Raw genomic sequence first — 18327 nt, forward strand, 5'->3', positions numbered from 1 at the left:
AACGCTTATGCGCGGCCACGGCCAACTCCGGGCCACGCATGACCGTCCGACTGAAGGACTTCTACGCCGACTGGTGTGGCCCGTGTAAGACCCAGGACCCGATCCTGGAGGAGCTCGAAGAGGAGTTCGGCGACGTCGAGTTCGAGAAGATCGACGTCGACGCGGATCAGGAGACCGCCAACGAGTACTCCGTCCGCTCGCTCCCGACGCTGGTGATCGAGAACGACGACGGCGTCGTCGAGCGCTTCGTCGGGGTCACCCAGCGCGACGAGCTGGAGGAGGCGCTCGACCGCGCCCAGCAGGGCCAGCAGGCCGCCTAACCGGTTTTCGACCGTTCTCTCGCGTCGCGAACAGCCCGACTAGCCGCCGGTGAGTCGGTCGACGCCCGTGGGAGCTCCCCCGAACGGCGGCGTCGGCCCGCAAGGTAAGCGTTAAACGCCCGCCGAGAGAACCCACGCGTATGGCTAAGTTCGAAGAAGCGGAGGAGCGCATCCTGAACAAACAGATCTGCATGCGCTGTAACGCGCGGAACCCCCAGCGCGCCGAGGAGTGCCGGAAGTGTGGCTACGGGAAGCTCCGACCCAAGGCCAAGGAGCCGCGCTCGGCCTGATCCGGCCCCGTTCTCACACGTTCGCTTACCCCGCCAGCCGCGCTACTCGTCGGGGTACTTCGGCTCCCGGCGCTCGGCCCGCTCCAGCGCGCGCTCGATCACGTCCCGCACCGAGTCGCTGTCCGCCTCGAACGGGTCGCCGTGGCCGGCGTACATCCCCTCCACCGAGTCCGGGAGTCGGTCGAGGATCGTCCGCAGACTCTCGATCAGTCGCTCACGGTCGCCCGACGGGTGGTCGGTCCGGCCGAAGCTGCCGTCGTCGAACGCGCCGTCGTTGTACACCACCACGTCGCCGCTGAACAGCGCCGTCTCGCCGACGAACGCGACGTGGTCGTCGGCGTGGCCCGGCGTGTACACGACCTCGTGGGTCTCGTCGCCGATCTGAACCTCGTCGCCGTCGGCGATCTCGTGGCTCCGGCGCGGGTGGTCGTCGTAGGCGTACAGCTCCGCATCGAACGCGTCGAGCACCGCGTCCAACTGCTCGACGTGGTCGCCGTGCTGGTGGGTGAGGACCACCCGGTCGAGATCGTCGACGTGCTCGCGGATCGCCTCGACGACGCCGGGCATCGCGCCGGCGTCGACCAGCGTCGTGACCTCGCCGTCGACGAGGTAGACGTTCGCGGTGAACTGCTCGGCGTCGGCGGTGACGTTGATCGGAGTCATGCGTGTCGGTTCGGCCGAGTTCCGTAAAACGGCGGCGGCAGCGGCCGACGGTGATGAACAACCGTCGGCGGCGGCAGCGGCCGCCGGCAACGGGCAGCCGGCGTCGGCGGCAGCGGCCGCCGGCACGCAGTCAGCCGGGGGCGGCGACAGCGGCCGCCGGCAACGGGCAGCCGGCGGCGGCGGCAGCGGTCCTGCCGTTCCTTCCGTCGACGTAAGCCCCATCCCGACGGCGATCGTAGCCGTTCCGTATGTCAACGACGGATGCCGGCGTCCAGTTGGTGCGGAACGCCACCGTTCTCGTGGACGTCGGCGACACGACGTTCCTCGTCGACCCGATGTTCGCGTCGCCGGGCGAGAACCCGTCCGTGCCGAACACGCCGAACGACCGCCGAAACCCCCTCGTCCCGATGCCCGACGTCGACCTGTCCTACGACGCTGTGATCGTCACACACCGACACACCGACCACTGGGACGAGGCCGCAAGCGCGGCGCTCGACGCCGACGTGCCGCTGTTCTGCCAGCCCCAGGAGTCGGACGCCTTCGTCGAGGAGGGGTTCACCGACGTTCGTCCCGTCACGGACGACGCCTCGTTCGCGGGCGTGACGATCCACCGAACGCCCGGGCGTCACGGGCACGGCGAGCTCGCGACGGAGATGGGGCCGGTTTCGGGGTTCGTCTTCGAGGCCGAGGAGACGGTGTACGTGGCGGGCGACACGGTCTGGTACGAGCCGGTCGCGGAGACGCTCGACCAGTTCGACCCGGACCTGGTCGTTCTCAACGGCGGCGAAGCGCGCTTCGAGGAGGGCGAGCCGATCACGATGGGCGTCGACGACGTCTCCGCCGTCCGTGCGGCGACTGACGCGACGGTCGGCGTCGTCCACATGGAGGCGATCAACCACTGCCTGCTCACCCGCGAGGAACTGCGGTCGGCGACAGAGAACGTTCGCGTTCCCGAAGACGGGGAACGGATCGGCTCGTGAGGGGGGTCGGCGGCGGAGTCAATCAGCGCCGTCCCGCGGCTCGGCCGGTCGTGCCGGATCGAGCAGTTCCACGGGGTGGGTCGCCGGTCGGTCGAGCAGGTCGCTCAACTGCTCTTCGCAGGAGGTGCCGCTGGCGACGACCCGGCGGGCTTGCTCGCCGTCGCGTTCCCGAACCTCCTCGGACAGCGACTCGCCGACGGCGACGCTGAGTTCGTAGTACTCCGACTTGTAGCCGAAACTGCCCGCCATCCCGCAGCACTCCGCTTCGGTCGTCGCCACGTCGTAGCCCAGCCTGCCAAGCACCGCCTCGGTGTGGGCGTCGAGGCCGAGCGTCCGCTGCTGACAGTGGGCGTGGTACGTCACTCGCTCGCCGTCACCCCGGGTGAGCCGCTCGGGCTCGACGCCGTTCTCCAGCAGGCCGTACACGTACTCCAGGAGCTCGAAGCTCCCCGCGGCCAGCCTCGCCGCGCGTTCGTCGGACAGGAGCTTCCCGTACTCCGCACGGATCATCGCGAGGTCGGAGGGTTCGACGACCACCACGTCTCGGCCGGCCTCGACGTGCGGTTCCAGCGCGTCGGCGACCGACTCCGCCCGCTCGCGGGCGGTCGCGAGCATCCCCTGTGAGAACGGTGCGCGGCCGCTGCCGACCTCGCCGGCGACCCAAACCGGGACGCCAAGCGCCTCCAGCACGCGAACCGCGGCCTTCCCGCGTTCCACGTCGACGTGGTTGGTGAACACGTCCGGGAACAGGACCACCTCACGATCCGCCCGCGGGGTCGCGACGTCGGGGTCGCGCTGTTGATCCCACTGCCGGAGGGTCCGCCGTTGGAACTCGGGGAGCTCTCGCCGGCCGTCGACGCCGAGACGGCGTTCGAGCACCCCCCGAACCGGCGCGCTGTCGGCGAGCCAGTTCGAGACCGGCGCGGTCGCGCTCCCCAATCGCGCGAGCGTTCCGACGTTGCCGAACGCGCGCTTCCCCCAGTCCATCCCCGCTCGCTCGGCGTCGGGGACGAGCCCGTCGACGAGGCCCTCGACGGCGTCCGGCTCCGCGCCGCGGTTGATGCGATCCCGGACGACGGTGTTGATCCACGGCACGTCGATCTTCACGGGACAGGCGTTCACGCAGCGCGAGCAGCCGGTACAGAGGTCGTTGAACTCGGCGGCGGCCTCGGGGTCGAGGGCGTCCTCGCCGGTGCCGGCCTCCCAGCCCGTCGCGATCCCGCCCGTGTACGTGTCGCCGCCGAACGCGTGGCCGCCGACGTGCTGGAAGTTCGCACACGAGTTGCTACAGGCGCCACAGCGCACGCAGTACAGCGTCTCCCGTAGGTCGTCGTCCTCGCGCATCTCGAAGCGCCCGTTATCGACGAGTACAAGGTGGAACTCGCGGTCGTCCTGTCCGCCCCCGATCGGCTCCTCGGCGTCGAAGTCGATCGTCGGCGAGTCGGTCGGCGGCGTGAGCAGGGAGACGTACTGGGCCATCTCCTGCCCGGTCGCGCTGCGGGCCAGCAGCTCGACGAACGGCGGGAGCTCGTCGATCGAGGGGATGAGCTTCTCCACGCCCGCGACCGCGACGTGGGTGTCGGGCGTGACCGCGCACTTGCGCGCGTTGCCCTCGTTGGTGACCAGCGCGAGCGTGCCGCTGTCGGCGAGCACGAAGTTCGCGCCGGTCATCCCCACGTCGGCCCCGCGGATGCGCTCGCCGAGGTGGTCCCGGGCGAACGCGGTGAGCTCCTGGGGGGTCTCCAGGGGCTCCTCGGGGTCGAACCGCTCGTTGAACAGCGTCGCGATCTCGTCGGTCGACTTGTGGAACCCGGGCGCGATGAGGTGGGAGGGCGCCTCGTCGGCGACCTGCAGCACGAACTCCCCGAGGTCGGTCTCGGTCACGTCGACGCCCCGCGCTTCGAGGTGTTCGTTGACTTCGAGCTCCTCCGTCGTCATGGACTTCGACTTCACCAGCGAGCCGGCGTCGGCACACACCTCCGCGACGTACTCGTTGGCGTCCGCGGCGTCGTCCGCGAGGTACACCGTCCCGCCGTTCTCCTCGACGCGCTCGCGGACGGTCTCGATCAGTTCTGGCAGTCGCTCGATGGCGTCTTCCTTGATCTCGCGGGCGTCGGTGCGGAGTTTCTCGCCGTCCACGTCGGCCATCGCCGCGTACCGGCCCTCGTTGAACCCCTGTGCATTCTGCTTGACCGTGGGACCCTCCGTCTCGAGCAGGCGGCGGATCCGTTCGGCTCGGCTCTCGTTCCGGGGCGTGTCGTCGGTACTCATCGATCGGTGAGGACGATCACGTGTACCTCGCGCGGGCCGTGGACGCCCGTGACGGTCGCGCCCATGTCCGCGGTCGCGCTCGCGCCCGTCGCGAGCACCGCGCTCCCACGGTCCGTTTCGATCCGGTCGCGTAGGTCGTCGGCCGCCTCGTCGACGCCGGCTCCCGCCGCCGACGAGCCTCCGTCAACGCCCGCGACGAGGCCGCTCTCCCGCAGGACGGCGACGTGGCGCTCGGGGTAGAGCGAGACGAGCTCGTCACCCTCCGGGCGGGACTCGACGACGACCGTTCCGTAGTCGGCGATCCCGCCGAACGCCGGCGTGACGCCCGTCGTCGCCGCGTCGAGTTCGCCGGGCGTCGGCGGGACAGTGACAGCCTCGGGGAGCGAGACGCCGTCAAAGGGCAGCGGCGTGCCGACGGCTGGCTGTTCGACAGCGTCGGCCATCGCGGCCGGGAACTCGGCGGCCGTCGTCCGCGTCCAGCCGACGCCGAGGCCGTCGAGCGCGTCCGTGAACGTTGGTCCGAGCGACTGACTCATGCGGTGGAGATGGGGCGTTCACCCGATAAACTCTCGGCAGATCCTGTCAGTTGCTAACGATACTGAACGGCCAAGCGTTTATCCACCCTCGGACACAAAGTTTGTATGTAATGGGCTTCGGGAGCTACGATGAATCCGAGCAGGAGAATCAGCAGCTCGACATGAACGACGGCGACGACGCGGTCGACGCCGACGGCGGATCCCACGAGGGCTCCGTCGAGTTCGACAACGGAGCCTCCAACGACGAACTCCTGGACCGGCTTCAGGACATCAAGGACGATTAAGCCGGGCAAGCGCGCACTCGGCGTCGCGTTCTCCGACGGCGAGGCCGTCTCGACCTGTGCGGGCGCCGTGGTCCGCGCCGACCGCGCCGTCGACGGGCTCGCCTTCGAACGCTGTACCGTCGGCGGCGACGACGCGACCGACGCCGTGATCGCGCTGGTCGACCGCATCGACAGACCCGACGTGTCGGTCCTTCTGCTCGCGGGGGTCGCCCCCGCGTGGTTCAACGTTCTCGACCTGCCCCGAATCCACACCGAGACGGGCCTCCCCACGCTCTCGATCTCGTTCGAAGCCAGCCCCGGGCTTGCGCCCGCGATCCGGGCGCAGTTCGACGGCGAATCTCGGGCGTGGCGACTCGACGCCTACGAGTCGCTTCCCCCGCGGCGCTCGCTGTCGGTCAACGACGAACAGCTGTTCGTGCGCGGGGTCGGCGTCGACACGCCGGCCGCGGCTGGCGTCGATACCGAGGCCGACGAACTGCCGCCACTGGCGCCCAACTGCGAGGCCGCACAGCTCGTCCGGGGGTTCACGCCGGAAGGCGGTCGACCCGAACCGCTCCGGGTGGCTCGGGTCGCGGCACGGGCCGGCAGCGAACTGGGCGACCGGCTCGATCCCTGAGCCGGGAGCGACGCGGATAAACCCCGCCAGCGTCAACCGCGAACGATGAGCGAGGAGCCGCCCGAACCGTCGGTCGCGCCGCTGCTCGACGCGCTGTCGGTCCGACGCAACGCCGCCGTCGGCGCCGCCGCCGGGGTCGCGATCGCCGTGCTGGCGTACGTGTTCCGCCTCACCCGCGCCGCGGGGCCGTTCGCGGGCACGCGCGAGTTCCCCGTGCTCGGGGAGACGGGCTGGTTCCTGCTGCTCTCTGTCGTCCTCGCCTCGGCGGCGGCGCTGCTGGTGACGACGGTTCTGACCCTGCTCTCGTTGATCCGGCTGGTCCGCGCGGAAGCGTAGCTACGCGTCGAACTCGCGGGGATCGCCGGCCATCGCCGAGAGCCGCTCGGTGCCCGCCCGCGTCCCTTTCGCGACGAGCACGTCGCCCGTCGAGAGCCGGGTGTCGGCGTCGGGCGAGACTACCCACTCGGTCTCCTCGCCCGGCCGCCGGACCGCGATCACGCGACTCCCCGTCTCGGTGCCGAGTTCGAGGTCGCCCAGCGTGTGGCCCGCGATCTCGGCCGCGTCGGCCACCGTGAGGCGGACGATCACCTCGTCGCTCTCCTCGACGGCGGCGGCAACCACAGGATGGGCGTCCAGCCCGCGGAGCACCCCCTCGCTGATCTCCAGCGCGGCGTCGCTGATCTCCTCCGTCGCGGCCGCAAGGTGGACCAGCCCCCGGAGCTCGATGGGGTCGTCGACGCGGCCGGCCGCACGGAGCGTCCACGCCTCCAGCCGGGACTTGAGCGCGTCGACCTCCGCCTCCAGTTCGACGACCTCCTCGGCGACGGCCTCGCTGTCGAACAGCACCGAGCCGTACGCGAGATCGACCGCGAGCTCGCTGGTGTCCTTCATCGTGACGATCGAGCCGACCGCGCGTTCGAGGTCCTCGATCGGCGACTCCGTGAGTTCGGGCGGCTCGTAACGTTCGCCGGTCGCCGCCTCGTACACCGCGGCCAGCCCCTCGTCGAGCCCGCGGAGCAGGAGCACGTCGCCGGCCCGGATCTCGGTGCCCTCGTCGGGGTTGGTGATCCACGCTCGCTTGCCCGTCTCGCTGGCTCGGCGGACGGCGATGACCCGGACGCCGCGCTCGGTCTCCATGTTGATCTCGCCCAGCGTCCGGTCGGCGTACGCGGAGTCGGCCGCGACGGTTGCCCGGACGAGCGCCTCGGTCGCCTCGGGGATCGCCGCCCGCATCGCCTCGGGGAGACCGATGTCCTCCAAGACGATCTTCGCGATGTCGCCGGCGGCGTCGGCGATCTTCTCGGCGGCGCCGACGACGCCCAGCACGGGCGCCAGCTGCTCTGCGTCCTCAGGGCTGCGGGCGGCCAGCAGCACGCTCATCCGGGCCTGCAGCTGGAGCACGTCCATCCGTTCTTCGAGGGCGAGCACCTCCTCGGCCACCTCGTCGCTGCCCGACAGCACCGCGGAGTAGGAGAGGTCGATGAGCAGCTCGGCGGTGTCTTTCATCTCGGACAGCACCGCTTTCACGCTGACCGGCTCGTACTCGACGTCGGGCATGCCCGGCGGTTCAGCGGGACGGGGGATAAGGGTTGTCGGCCCGCAGCGGGAACGGGGACGGATTCCACGCCTGAGCGGCCGGAACGGCAACGCTTTTTCGTCGACCGACCGAACCCGTAGCCTATGTCAGGCGAGGTTCAGAAAGGTCTGGAAGGCGTCGTCGTCGCGGAGTCCCAACTCAGCTTCATCGACGGGGACGAGGGGCGGCTGATCTACCGCGGCCACGACATCGAGACGCTGGCGGCCGAGGCCAGCTACGAGGAGGTGCTCTACCTGCTCTGGCACGGCTCGTTACCGACCGCCGACGAGCTCTCGGCGTTCACGGCGACGATGGCCGAGGAGCGCGCCGTCGACGACGAGGTGCACTCCGTGCTCGCCGATCTCGCCGCCGTCGACGAGTCGCCGATGGCCGCGCTCCGGACCGCGGTGTCGATGCTCTCCGCGAGCGACCCCGAGCCCGACGCCGATCCCGAGGATCAAACCGCCCGGCTCCGGCAGGGGCGACGGATCACGGCCAAGATCCCGACGATCCTCGCGGCGTACCAGCGCCTTCGCGACGGCGAGGAGCCGCTCTCCCCGCGGGAGGGGCTGAGCCACGCCGCGAACTTCCTCTACATGCTGACCGGCGAGGAGCCCGACGAGGTGGCCGAGGAGACGCTGGACATGGCGCTGATCCTCCACGCCGACCACGGGCTGAACGCCTCGACGTTCACGTCGATGGTGATCGCCTCGACGCTCGCTGACACGTACTCGGCGGTCGCCGGCGGCGTCGGCGCGCTGTCGGGGCCGCTCCACGGCGGCGCGAATCAGGACGTGATGGAGACGCTGATCGAGGTCGATCGCTCGGAGAAGGACGCGCTCCAGTGGGTGAGAGATGCCCTCGACAACGGGCGGAAGATCCCCGGCTTCGGCCACCGCGTGTACAACGTGAAGGACCCGCGAGCGGTGATCCTCGAGGAGAAGTCCCGCGAACTCGGCGACGCCTCCGGCGAGAAGAAGTGGTACGACCACGCCAACGAGATCGAGCAGTACCTCGTCGAGGAGCAGAACTTCGCCGAGAAGGGGCTGGCGCCCAACGTCGACTTCTACTCCGGGACGGTGTACTACCAGCTCGGCATTCCGGTCGACATGTTCACCCCGATCTTCGCGATGAGCCGCGTCGGCGGCTGGGTCGCGCACGTGCTCGAACAGCTCGAGGACAACCGCATCATGCGGCCGCGGGCGAAGTACACGGGCGAGAAGGACGCGGAGTGGGTGCCGCTCGGCGATCGGTAGTCGATTCGGTTGAGACTCTGTTTTTCGAGGGAGAGACGGGCGTTTAAGAGGGATCTTCATCGTCGGGACAGCAGCCGTGAACAGCAGCTCGATTGTGATCTTCATCGCCGGGACAGCAGCCGCGAACAACGCCTCGATCGCTGGCCACTTGCGACCGCACCGCCCCGCACAGCCCTCACACCTCCCCAGCCGACTCCTTCGTTCACTACGTTCACTCCGTCGTCCCTCGCGCGCTCGTTCGTGCACGGAGGCACTCACGTCGCGCGCCACCGCCGGCTGCGGTGGCGGTGGACGCCTCGCGCCGGCGAGATTCGCCGGCGCGGGGGGAGGGGTGGGGACTCGGTGCTGCGCCGAACCTCGTGTTCGGCGCATTGCAGTCACAAGTTGCCAGCGATCGAGCTGCTGGTGCTGTCGCGGTCGCTGTCCCAGTTACCAACGGTCAAGCTGCTGTCGCTATCGCCATCTCATACCCAGCCGAAAAAGACGAACTCACTCCCGGCCACGAAACACGATCACCGTACTGCTCACGAGCAGACACCCCACAAGCCCGGCGAACGCGACGTCGAAGTTGACGTACTGGCCGACGACGCCGACGTACGTCGCGCCCAGCGAGCCGATCCCGATGTAGATGCTGCGCATCGCGCCCAGATCGCCGCCCATGCTGTCGCCCGGGAACGAGTCCATCAGGTACGCCTGCATCACCGGCGGGTACGCCAGCAGCCCCGCGGCGAAGGCGGCGACGGCCGCCAGCGCCACCAGCGAGGTGGAGGCGCTCACCAGCACGATCAGCGAGCCGGCGGCGACGACCAGCACGGCCGGCGCGAGCAGCCCCCGCGGCACGTGATCGCCCAGCCCGCCTGCCAGCGGTTTCACGATGGCGCCGACGACGAACAGCACCGCGAGCGACGCGTTCGCGACGACCGGCGAGAGCTCCTTCGCCTGGAGGTACGTGGGGAGGAAGCTGGTCGCCGACTGCCAGGTGAACGCGTACAGCGCGTAGGCGACGAGCAGCCAGCGCAGCCGCGGGATCCCCAGGATGCGCCGGAACGTGTCGACGATCGCCAGATCCACGGAGGCGAGTTCGTACCCCTCCTCGCTCCAGACGTGGAGCAACAGCGCGATCAACAGCAGCGCGACCGCGACGGGGGCAAACGCCGCCCGCCACGTCGCCACCGCGATCACGACCGTCCCGATCCCGGCCGCGAGGATCCCGCCCACGTCGCCCGAGGCGGTATGGAGGCCGAACGCGCGGCCGCGCTTGGCGACGAACAGGTCCGACACCAGCCCTCGCGCCGGCGTGGGGTAGAGGCCGACGCCGACGCCGATCACGACCGCACCGAACAGGAAGGCGAGGTACGACGGCGCCGCCGACAGCGTGAGGAAGCCCACGGCCGCGAGCGTGAGCCCCGCGACGAGCAGCGTCGTCCGGGAGAGTCGGTCCGAGAGCCGGCCACTCGGATACTGGAGGATCGCGTACGTTCCCCAGACGACCGTGATGGCGAACCCCGACGCGCCGCTGCCGATACCCAGATCGGCTTCAATCGCCGGCAGCAACGGCGAGATGCTCAGCCGGCCGGCCTGTAGCAGCGCCCACCCCAGCGAGACGACGAGCAGCAGGCGTCCGGAATACCCCCGGAACAGACGCTCCTCGTCGGTCGTGTCGTTCACGACGTAGCCCCCGGGCGCGACTCACTTGAACGCGGGCGTCCCGGCCGTTCTCCCCTACTCCTCGTACCGGTACGTCCGGGTTGACTCGCCGCGGAACCGCGGACCCGAGCCGGCAGCCTCGAACCCCGTCGCCGCCGCCGCGGCCCGCATCGCGTCGTCGCCCTCCCGAAGCACGAGCTCGACGGGCAGCCCCTCGGCGCGGGCGAAGCGCAGCGGCTCCCCGAGCAGGCGCTCGCAGGCCGCCCGGTCGCCGCCGAACTGCGTGACGAACACCGCGTCCTCGCGGGCGTCGAAGCTCACGAAGCCCTGCACGTCGTCCGCCGTTTCGTCGTCCACCGCGTCGGCTGCCTCCCCGTCGCCCTCTTCGACCAGCACGCGGACGCTCCGCTCGTGGATCACGTTCCGGAGCACGGGCTCCGGCGCGTCGGTCAGGGCGGCCATCGCCGCCGCGTCGCGTTCGACCGCGTCGCGGACCTCCATTCGACCACCCCTTTCGGTCGTGCCGACTTAAACGCCGGGGCACGGGCGGCGTCGGATTGATTGTGCGGCCGACCGACCCCCCGAGTATGACTGACAGCCCGAGCCCGCCGGTCGCACTGGTGATCGCGCTCACGCTCGCGGTCGGGGGGCTCGTGGTGAGCGGCGTCACCGGCCTGCTCGGCACGTTCAGCGGCGCGCTCGTCGGCGCGGGGACGAACCCCGACGCGGCGGTGCCCGTGCTGGTCGGCGTGGCGCTCGCGGCGTCGGAGGTCGGCTTCGTCGTCGTCGGCTACGCGTTCCGGCGGACCGACGACGGGCGCGATCTCGTCGTGGACTGGATCGGGCGGCCGGGCGCCCGCGACGCCGCGCTGATCGTCGGCACCACGGCCGTCCTCGTCGCGTTCAATCGGATCGCGTTCGCGGTCGGCTCGCTACTCGGGATCGATCCCGCGACCGCCGTTTCCACGCCCGAGGAGCTCTCCGTCGCGGTGCTGGCCTTCGTGATCCCCGCGATGCTGTTCGCGGTCGGCCCCGCCGAAGAGTACCTGTTCCGCGGGGTGATTCAGGGCTACCTGCGGCAGTCGTTCTCCGCGCGGGGCGCGATCGGCTGGAGCGCGGTGCTGTTCACGCTCGTCCATCTGCCGAACCTCATTGCCAACCCCGAGTCGGGCGTGGTGTCGATCCCGGTCTGGCTGGGGATCGGCCTCGTGCTGGGGTGGCTGTACGAGCGGACGGCGACGCTGCTGGTGCCGGTCGCGGTCCACGGCCTGTACAACGTGAGCGTGATCTGGCTGCTGTTCGCCGAACTGGGGATCGTGTGAGGGGCTACCCGAGCAGTTCGTCCAGCCCCCGCGCGGGGTAGCCGACGACCGTGTCGACGCCCGCGCCGTGGAGCCCCTCGACGCGACCGCGGACCGTCTCCTCGTCGCCGACGATCGCGAAGTCCTTGCTCGCCGCCAGCAGCACCTCGCGGGCGCGGCCGGTCGCCGCCGCGTCCGTCTCGTACTCGTCGGGCAGCGCGCGCCGGACGGGCGCGCGCCGGGAGACGTACGCGCCGACGGCGTCGAGGATCGCGTCCTCGTCGTCGCTCAGGACGGTGGGGGCGTACACCGCGAGCTCGCCGTCGAAGCCGGCAGCTCGCAGCGCACGAACGTCCCGCTCAGTCGAGCGCGAGAGCAGTTCGAACTGGGTCGCGCCGGTCGCGAGCGCGACCCGTTCGACCCCCTCGGTGCCGACCCACGCGTCGGAGAAACGGTCGGTCGCCTCGCCGAGCCGCGGCGCGACCGCACGCTGGCCCTCCGCCTCGGTGAGGTACGCGCCGTTGCCCGCGACGAGCACGCGGCCGACCCCCTCGGGGATCGAGTCCGACAGCGAGTCGTCGCCCAACGGGTCGAGGCCGTCGGCGCGAACGGGCGTGGTGACGCGAACGTCGGCCGTCTCGGCCAGCGCCCGGAGCGTGTCCGTGTCCGGGAACGCCTCGCGACCCTCGTAGTCGACGACGAGCGTCGACGCCGCGAGGTCGGTGGCACGGGCGAGATCGACCTCGGTGGGCTTGAGCGCGACCGCGTCGATGCCGACACGCGGGAACGGCCCGACGGCGTCGCTTGTCGTTCGCTGCGCGGTGCTGTCGGGCTGTGTGGTGTCGGGCGTAGTCATAGCTGGCGCTCGTGGGTACTGCGGTAGCTGTGCGAGAACTGCGCGGATTTAGAATCGCGGAACGCGATCCATCGCCTGTGCGGCCATGCACTCTCTCGTATCGTGGTCAGCGGGATAAGCGTGTCGTCACTCCAGCAGCACCGAGAACCCCCAGTCGGCCGACTCACCGTCGCCGAGGTCGTCGGGATCCGGGTAGCGGGCGATCGTCGTCTCGAAACGGTGTTCGCCGACCGGGAGGCAGGCGGCCTCCTCAACCCCGGCAGCGTACAGTTCGAGGTCGGACGTGTGGCTCGCCCCCGGTTCGAGCGTGACCGTCCGGTACTCTTCGGTGGTCCCGACACCCTCGTTCAGCCGCCAGCAGCCGGGATCGGCGGCGTACTCCCCGTCGGCGGGCAGCAGGGCGAGATAGCCGCCCTCGGAGTACTGGTACTCGAACACCGCCGCGCGGGCCTCGCCGATCGCGACCGCTTCGTCGCTGTCGTTCGTCACCGAGACCGCGAGCCGGGGCGGGTGGGCCTCGGTCGCGACGGGCTCGGTGACCGCGACCTCGATAGCGAGCGGGAGATCCGGCTCGTCGTCGACGCTCGCGAGCGTGACTGCCGGCCCGCCGGTCCCCTCGGGTCGCGTGCTGCCCGCGCCACCGTCGCCGTCGGGCAGACCGCTCGTCGGCGTCCCGATCGGGGGGGCCGAGAGACAGCCCGAGAGGGTCAGCAGGGAGGCGCCAGCGAGGACGGATCGTCGGGTGTGCATACGACAGAATGGTCGCGAGCGAGCTTGAACGCTGCGTAGAGACAAAACCGGGCTTGTCTCATACAGCCACGGCATCGGCTCCGTGGTCGGCGCACGGAGGCGTCACCAGAACGCGATGCGTTCTGGTTGGCAGACGAGAGCGACGCTCTCGTCTACGCCGACCAGTCGCGCGCCGTGATTTGCTTACACACAGCCACGGCATCGGCTCCGAGACCGCGCGACGGAGCGCGCGGTCGGTCGCGCGCCGTGGCTGGTTACACGGGGAACTCGGCCTCGGCGTCGACGACGCGGTCGGGGGCCTCCGGCGCGCGCCAGTCGGTCGTGAGTTCGAGCAGCTGCACCAGCATTCGCCCCGTCACGCCCCAGACGGTGTAGTCGCCGACGTGGAAGTAGTGGACGCGGACGTCGCCCAGCTCGGGGCGTTCCCGGCGCTCGGACTCGTAGTTCGCGGGGTCGGTCAGATCCGAGACGGGCAGCGTCGCGATCTCGGCGACCTCGCGGTCGTCGGGCTCGTACTCGCGGTCGGGCACCTGCGCGACGAACGGGCGGATCGCGTAGCCGGAGGTGGTCGTCGTGTCGTCGAGCCGGCCGACGATCGAGGGGTCGGACTCCGGGAGGCCGATCTCCTCGAACGCCTCGCGGCGGGCGGTGGCGGTCAGGTCCGGGTCGAACGGCTCGTGACCGCCGCCGGGGAACGCCATCTGTCCGGGGTGGGAGCCGAGGTGGTCGGCCCGCTTGATAAAGAGTAGCGAGGGCTCGCCGTCGCGCTCGACCACCGGCGCGAGCACGCTAGCCCAGCGCTCCGCGTCGGCGATCGTGACCGGCTCGTAGCTGCCGAGCCCCGACAGTTCCATATCTCACTGTCGGCGGTAGGCGGTCAAAAACGCTTCGTCGGTCTCAGTCGACGACGTCGAGCAGGCGCTCGCGGGTCTCCCGGAGCTCGACCGGCCCCCACGCCTCCACGTCGTAGGTCACGTCGGCCAGCGTCGCCACCCGCTCCTCGTCGCCCTCGTCGACGGCCGTCGCGGCCTCCGCGCGCAGGCGCTCGGCGGCGTGTTCGGCCGCGGTCGCGCGGTCGACCGAACGCGGGGGCACGTCGAGGATGTGGGGCAGGTCCTCGCCCTCGTCGGGGAGCATCGGGAACGCGACGGGGCCGACGATCAGCACCGCGTCGGCGGCCACGTCGCCGTCGATCGCGTCGGCGGGGAGTTCGACGAGGTAGTACTCCCGGATCGCCTCGGCGACGGCCGCGGAGACGGCGTCCTCGCGCACGTCGGCGCCGCGGCGGTAGGCGACCTCCACCAGCGCCTGCTCCAGCTCCTCGCGGGTCAGCGCGTCGAACAGGTCGACGATCCCGGCCAGCTCGTCGTGGGTGGCCTCCTCCATACCCGGAGTGGGGCGGCGGTCGGCAAAAGCGCGCGGGGTCCGTGTTCACTCGGCCGCGGTGTCGCTCTCGACGGCGACGGTCACGGTCGTCTCCCCCACGGGCGTCCGGATTCCGTACTCGATCTCCTCGACGGACTCGGCGTCCCGGACCTCCGCCGCGACGCGCTCGGTGCCGGACTGTCCGGGGTCGAGCGGGATGTCGAACCCCTTCGGAGCGTAGAGGGGGTACGAGAAGTTCACCGCGCCGCGGAACGCGCCCGGGCCGTCGCCGACGTTCTCGGCGGTGATCGCGATGTCGAACGTCGTGTCGGGCGCGACCGTGTCGGGGGCGTCGACCGACCACTCCCACGCGGGCGGCGGCGCCGTCGCGAGATCGGCGTCGAGGGTCCACTCCGCCGGCGCAGGGTCGCGGTCGAGCCGGAGCGTCGGCGGCGATTCGAGTTGGGCGGGCGTCTCGAAGACGAGCCAGCCCCGAGGGGCCTCATCCTCGCGGTCCGGGACGTACGCGCTCCCGGGTACGTCGAGGTCGACGGCTTTCCAGCGCCGAATTTCGGTGGGGGCGTACTGCTCGTCGTCGGCGACGAGCGTGAACGCCGAGCGGGCAGGGGCGGAATCGGCCGGCCGCGCGTCGACGGTGACGAACACGAACTGACCGTCGGCGGGCTGGATCCCGTTCCAGTCCACCTGCTCGATGTGGCGATACGAGTACTGAACGGCCGCCGCCTCGACGATCACGTCGGAGCGCGCGATCGTCCCGGGCGCGGTCGTGGCCGTCGGACTGTCCGTGTCAGTCCCCGTGCCGGGGCCCTCGCCGACACAGCCGGCGAGCCCTGCGGCTACGAGAGTTGTGAGGTACGCGCGTCTGGAGGGCATCCCTCCGGGGTTCGCTGGGGCGTGGTAAGTGCCTTCTGCGGGACGTTGCCGGGAGGAAACGAGAAAACACCCAAACGGTAAGACAGTAGACGGCCAAACGACGCGTATGTCCGGCGGCAGCATCGACATCACGGAGTTCGAGTCCGGGGAGCCCGACGAGTTCCGCGGCGGGAACCCGACCGAGCGGATCATCGAGTTCCTGGCCAGCCACGACGACCGGGCCTGGAAAGCCGCGACGATCGCCGAGCGGACGGGGATCGACGTCGAGACGGTCAGTTCGCTCCTCTCCCGGCTCAAAAAGCGGGGACTCGTCCGGCACAAGAGCCCGTACTGGGCGATCACCGACGACGAGCAGCGTCTCGCAGAAGCACGCGGCGTTCACGCCGTGACCGAGCGATACGACGAGCAGTTCGGGGAAGAGGACCCCGAGGAGTGGGAGACGGCGGACTCGGAGGAGCTGTAGTGAGGCAGATCCGGAACGGCGACATCGTCTGGAGTGACGACGTCTACAAGTCCGGTGACTCCGGCCGACCGCTCCTCGTGGTGGGGAACGCCGAGATGGCCGACCACGGGATGCAGTTCGTCTGCGTCGCGCTCACCTCGCGGACGTACCACGAACATTCGATCGCGATCGGGGAAGACGAGTACGAGGGTGCACCCCTCCCGCTGGAGAGCCACGCACCCTTGGGTGTTCCAGACGCTCTCCCGGGAGCACGTCCGGCGCTACGTGACCACTCTCACTGCCGAGAAACTGCACGAGATTACCCAAGAAGGGAGCGGTTATCTCGGACGCGAAGCGTAGCTCACGGACGCGAAAAAACGGGAGAACGGGTGTTCGACGGAGCGGTACGCGGGTCGGTGGGGACGGTGTGAACTAGCGGCCTACGTTCACATCGCGCCGCCCATGCCACCCATACCGCCCATGCCGCCGCCGGGGCCGCCCTCGTCCTCGTCGCCCGAGGTCGAGAGGTCGCCCGCGGCGATGATGTCGTCGATTTTGAGCACGAGGTTCGCGGCCTCGGTAGCACTGGAGACCGCCTGCTCCTTGGCGTGGGCGGGCTCGACGACGCCGGCCTCGTAGGTGTCCTCGACTTCGCCGCTGAACACGTTCAGGCCGGCGACCTCGTCGCCGCTCTCGTGGGCGGCGCGCAGGTCGACCAGCGTGTCGATGGAGTCCAGCCCGGCGTTCTCGGCGAGCACGCGCGGGACGAGTTCGAGCGAGTCGGCGAACGCCTCGACGGCGAGCTGCTCGCGGCCGGTGACGCTGTCGGCGTACTCGCGCAGGCGGCTGGCGAGCTCGACCTCGATCGCGCCGCCGCCGGCGACCACGCGGCCGTCGGAGACGGTCGTCGCGACGACGTCCAGCGCGTCCTCGACGCCGCGCTCGAGCTCGTCGACGACGTGGTCCGTGGAGCCGCGCAGCAGGAGCGTGACGCCGTGGGAGTCCTCGCCCTCGACGTAGAACATCTCGTCGTCGGCGTCACGGCTGATCGAGCCGTGGCCGAGATCGTCGCTGGTCAGGCCGTCGAACGTGCTCACGACGTTGCCGCCGAGCACGTTCTTCAGGAAGCCGATGTCCGAGGACTTCACGCGGCGGATCGCGAGGATGCCCTCCTTCGCGAGGTAGTGCTGGGCGAGATCGTCGATGCCCTTCTGACAGAACACCACGTCGGCGCCGGTCTCGACGATGGCGTCGACCTTGTCGCGGAGCTCCTGCTCCTCCTGATCGAGGAACGACTGGAGCTGGTCGGGCGAGTCGATGGAGACGTTGGTGTCCACGTCGGCCTCGTCGACCTCGATGGCCGCGTCGAGCAGGAGCGTGTCGGCGTCCGCGACCTCGCTCGGCATGTTGTCGTGGACGGGGTCCTTCGAGACGACCGCGCCGTTGAGCAGGTCGCTCTCGGAGACGCCGCGGCCCTTCTGGGTCTCGATGTTGAGGTTGGCGAGATCGACGACGTGGCTGCCGTCCTCGGCCTCGACGGTGACGGCCTCGACGGCTTCGACGATCAGCTGGGCGAGGTGCTCCTTGTCGAGCTCCGCGCCCTTGCCGGTCATCGACGTCTCGGCGACCTTCGCGAGCAGCTCGGTGTCGGTCGGGTCGATCTCACGCGAGATGTCCTCGATCTCCTCGCGGGCCTGCTCGGACGCGAGGTGGAACCCCTTGATCACCGCGGTGGGGTGGATGTCCTGTTCGAGCAGCTCCTCGGCGTTCTTCAGGAGCTCGCCCGCGATCGCGACGGCCGTGGTCGTCCCGTCGCCGGCCTCCTCCTCCTGAGTCTCGGCGACCTCGACGATCATCTCGGCCGTCGGGTTGTCGATGTCCATCTCCTCGAGGATGGTGACGCCGTCGTTGGTGATAGTGACGTCGCCCATCGAGTCGACGAGCATCTTGTCCATCCCTTTCGGGCCGAGCGTGGAGCGTACCGCCTCGGCCACCGCGCGAGCCGCGGAGATGTTGTACTCCTGTGCGTCCTTGTCCTTCACTCGCTGGGAGTCCTCGCCCATGATGATCATCGGCTGGCCTCCGCCTCGCTGTCGTTGACTCATGTTCAACGACAGATTGTCCGTGGTTCTATATAAATCTGTCGTTGGTGCCGGCCCGATCGAGCCCGCCACCGGATCACGCGAATCGAATAAACCGGCAGAAGGAAGCCCATTCTGGAAAAATCATGTGTCGTAGTAGCATGGCACACCGAGCCCGAATTTGCCGCCTTTATGTACT

22 protein-coding genes are annotated in these 18327 nt (G+C 70.0%); 10 read left to right on the top strand and 12 right to left on the bottom strand.

What is annotated here, in order from left to right:
- Positions 1-38: 38 nt before the first annotated feature.
- A complete protein-coding gene (locus ACQUSM_RS11550) occupies positions 39-320 on the top strand; it encodes a thioredoxin family protein (RefSeq protein ID WP_379731309.1) in 282 nt (93 codons plus the stop codon).
- Between the two features lie 140 nt (positions 321-460).
- Positions 461-610, top strand: coding sequence for a 50S ribosomal protein L40e (locus ACQUSM_RS11555; RefSeq protein WP_435118722.1), 150 nt, complete (start codon positions 461-463; stop codon positions 608-610).
- A 42-nt stretch (positions 611-652) separates the two neighbouring features.
- On the opposite strand, the gene ACQUSM_RS11560 is transcribed toward ACQUSM_RS11555, so the two are convergent.
- Positions 653-1273, bottom strand: coding sequence for an MBL fold metallo-hydrolase (locus tag ACQUSM_RS11560; protein WP_435118724.1), 621 nt, complete (start codon positions 1271-1273; stop codon positions 653-655).
- Positions 1274-1521: 248 nt separating this feature from the next.
- Between ACQUSM_RS11560 and ACQUSM_RS11565 the strand changes: the two genes are divergently transcribed.
- The gene (locus ACQUSM_RS11565; protein WP_435118726.1) at positions 1522-2253 is read left to right on the top strand and encodes an MBL fold metallo-hydrolase; all 732 of its coding nucleotides are present in this window, start codon (positions 1522-1524) and stop codon (positions 2251-2253) included.
- A gap of 18 nt (positions 2254-2271) precedes the next feature.
- On the opposite strand, the gene ACQUSM_RS11570 is transcribed toward ACQUSM_RS11565, so the two are convergent.
- Positions 2272-4524 carry an LUD domain-containing protein gene (locus ACQUSM_RS11570; protein ID WP_435118728.1) on the bottom strand — a complete coding sequence of 751 codons (2253 nt, stop codon included), beginning with the start codon at positions 4522-4524 and terminating at the stop codon, positions 2272-2274.
- Positions 4521-5060, bottom strand: a complete 540-nt coding sequence (locus tag ACQUSM_RS11575) for an LUD domain-containing protein (protein ID WP_435118730.1) — start codon at positions 5058-5060, stop codon at positions 4521-4523. The genes ACQUSM_RS11570 and ACQUSM_RS11575 overlap by 4 nt, the downstream gene beginning before the upstream one ends.
- 110 nt (positions 5061-5170) lie before the next feature.
- Between ACQUSM_RS11575 and ACQUSM_RS11580 the strand changes: the two genes are divergently transcribed.
- Genes ACQUSM_RS11580 through ACQUSM_RS11590 form a run of 3 tightly spaced genes read left to right on the top strand, consistent with a single transcriptional unit; the run spans position 5171 to position 6296 of the window.
- A complete protein-coding gene (locus ACQUSM_RS11580) occupies positions 5171-5344 on the top strand; it encodes a DUF5786 family protein (RefSeq protein ID WP_053948942.1) in 174 nt (57 codons plus the stop codon).
- Positions 5340-5960, top strand: a complete 621-nt coding sequence (locus tag ACQUSM_RS11585) for a DUF99 family protein (RefSeq protein WP_435119697.1) — start codon at positions 5340-5342, stop codon at positions 5958-5960. Before ACQUSM_RS11580 ends, ACQUSM_RS11585 begins: the two co-directional genes overlap by 5 nt.
- Positions 5961-6005: 45 nt before the next feature.
- On the top strand, positions 6006-6296 hold the full coding sequence (locus tag ACQUSM_RS11590; RefSeq protein ID WP_435118733.1) for a DUF7536 family protein: 291 nt from the start codon (positions 6006-6008) through the stop codon (positions 6294-6296).
- On the opposite strand, the gene ACQUSM_RS11595 is transcribed toward ACQUSM_RS11590, so the two are convergent.
- Positions 6297-7517: a potassium channel family protein gene (locus tag ACQUSM_RS11595; RefSeq protein WP_435118735.1), complete on the bottom strand. Its 1221-nt coding sequence runs from the start codon at positions 7515-7517 to the stop codon at positions 6297-6299.
- A 123-nt stretch (positions 7518-7640) separates the two neighbouring features.
- Here ACQUSM_RS11595 and citZ point away from each other — a divergent pair, with 123 nt between their 5' ends.
- A complete protein-coding gene (gene citZ / locus ACQUSM_RS11600; protein ID WP_435118737.1) occupies positions 7641-8792 on the top strand; it encodes a citrate synthase in 1152 nt (383 codons plus the stop codon).
- Between the two features lie 489 nt (positions 8793-9281).
- Here the strand turns inward: citZ and ACQUSM_RS11605 are convergent, their stop codons facing one another.
- Both ACQUSM_RS11605 and ACQUSM_RS11610 read right to left on the bottom strand, forming a co-directional pair.
- Complete coding sequence (locus ACQUSM_RS11605; RefSeq protein ID WP_435118739.1) at positions 9282-10460, bottom strand: MFS transporter; 1179 nt, start codon at positions 10458-10460, stop codon at positions 9282-9284.
- A gap of 54 nt (positions 10461-10514) precedes the next feature.
- Entirely contained in the window at positions 10515-10940 is a 426-nt protein-coding gene (locus ACQUSM_RS11610) for a hypothetical protein (RefSeq protein WP_435118741.1), read from the bottom strand.
- Between the two features lie 86 nt (positions 10941-11026).
- Here ACQUSM_RS11610 and ACQUSM_RS11615 point away from each other — a divergent pair, with 86 nt between their 5' ends.
- On the top strand, positions 11027-11761 hold the full coding sequence (locus ACQUSM_RS11615) for a CPBP family intramembrane glutamic endopeptidase (RefSeq protein WP_435118743.1): 735 nt from the start codon (positions 11027-11029) through the stop codon (positions 11759-11761).
- A gap of 4 nt (positions 11762-11765) precedes the next feature.
- On the opposite strand, the gene ACQUSM_RS11620 is transcribed toward ACQUSM_RS11615, so the two are convergent.
- The 5 genes from ACQUSM_RS11620 to ACQUSM_RS11640 all read right to left on the bottom strand — a co-directional run bounded on the left by ACQUSM_RS11620 (position 11766) and on the right by ACQUSM_RS11640 (position 15605).
- Positions 11766-12596: a DUF7388 family protein gene (locus tag ACQUSM_RS11620; RefSeq protein WP_435118745.1), complete on the bottom strand. Its 831-nt coding sequence runs from the start codon at positions 12594-12596 to the stop codon at positions 11766-11768.
- A gap of 126 nt (positions 12597-12722) precedes the next feature.
- Complete coding sequence (locus ACQUSM_RS11625) at positions 12723-13346, bottom strand: hypothetical protein (protein ID WP_435118747.1); 624 nt, start codon at positions 13344-13346, stop codon at positions 12723-12725.
- Between the two features lie 254 nt (positions 13347-13600).
- Complete coding sequence (locus tag ACQUSM_RS11630; RefSeq protein WP_435118749.1) at positions 13601-14200, bottom strand: NUDIX hydrolase; 600 nt, start codon at positions 14198-14200, stop codon at positions 13601-13603.
- A 43-nt stretch (positions 14201-14243) separates the two neighbouring features.
- Entirely contained in the window at positions 14244-14732 is a 489-nt protein-coding gene (locus ACQUSM_RS11635) for a DUF7109 family protein (RefSeq protein ID WP_435118751.1), read from the bottom strand.
- A gap of 45 nt (positions 14733-14777) precedes the next feature.
- On the bottom strand, positions 14778-15605 hold the full coding sequence (locus ACQUSM_RS11640) for a hypothetical protein (protein WP_435118752.1): 828 nt from the start codon (positions 15603-15605) through the stop codon (positions 14778-14780).
- A 106-nt stretch (positions 15606-15711) separates the two neighbouring features.
- Between ACQUSM_RS11640 and ACQUSM_RS11645 the strand changes: the two genes are divergently transcribed.
- Both ACQUSM_RS11645 and ACQUSM_RS11650 read left to right on the top strand, forming a co-directional pair.
- Positions 15712-16068, top strand: a complete 357-nt coding sequence (locus tag ACQUSM_RS11645; protein ID WP_435118753.1) for a MarR family transcriptional regulator — start codon at positions 15712-15714, stop codon at positions 16066-16068.
- Complete coding sequence (locus ACQUSM_RS11650; protein ID WP_435118754.1) at positions 16068-16478, top strand: hypothetical protein; 411 nt, start codon at positions 16068-16070, stop codon at positions 16476-16478. Before ACQUSM_RS11645 ends, ACQUSM_RS11650 begins: the two co-directional genes overlap by 1 nt.
- A gap of 15 nt (positions 16479-16493) precedes the next feature.
- On the opposite strand, the gene thsB is transcribed toward ACQUSM_RS11650, so the two are convergent.
- On the bottom strand, positions 16494-18152 hold the full coding sequence (gene thsB, locus ACQUSM_RS11655) for a thermosome subunit beta (protein ID WP_435118755.1): 1659 nt from the start codon (positions 18150-18152) through the stop codon (positions 16494-16496).
- Between the last annotated feature and the right edge of the window lie 175 nt (positions 18153-18327).

Source organism: Halolamina sp. C58 (assembly GCF_051195095.1).
Lineage (GTDB): Archaea > Halobacteriota > Halobacteria > Halobacteriales > Haloferacaceae > Halolamina.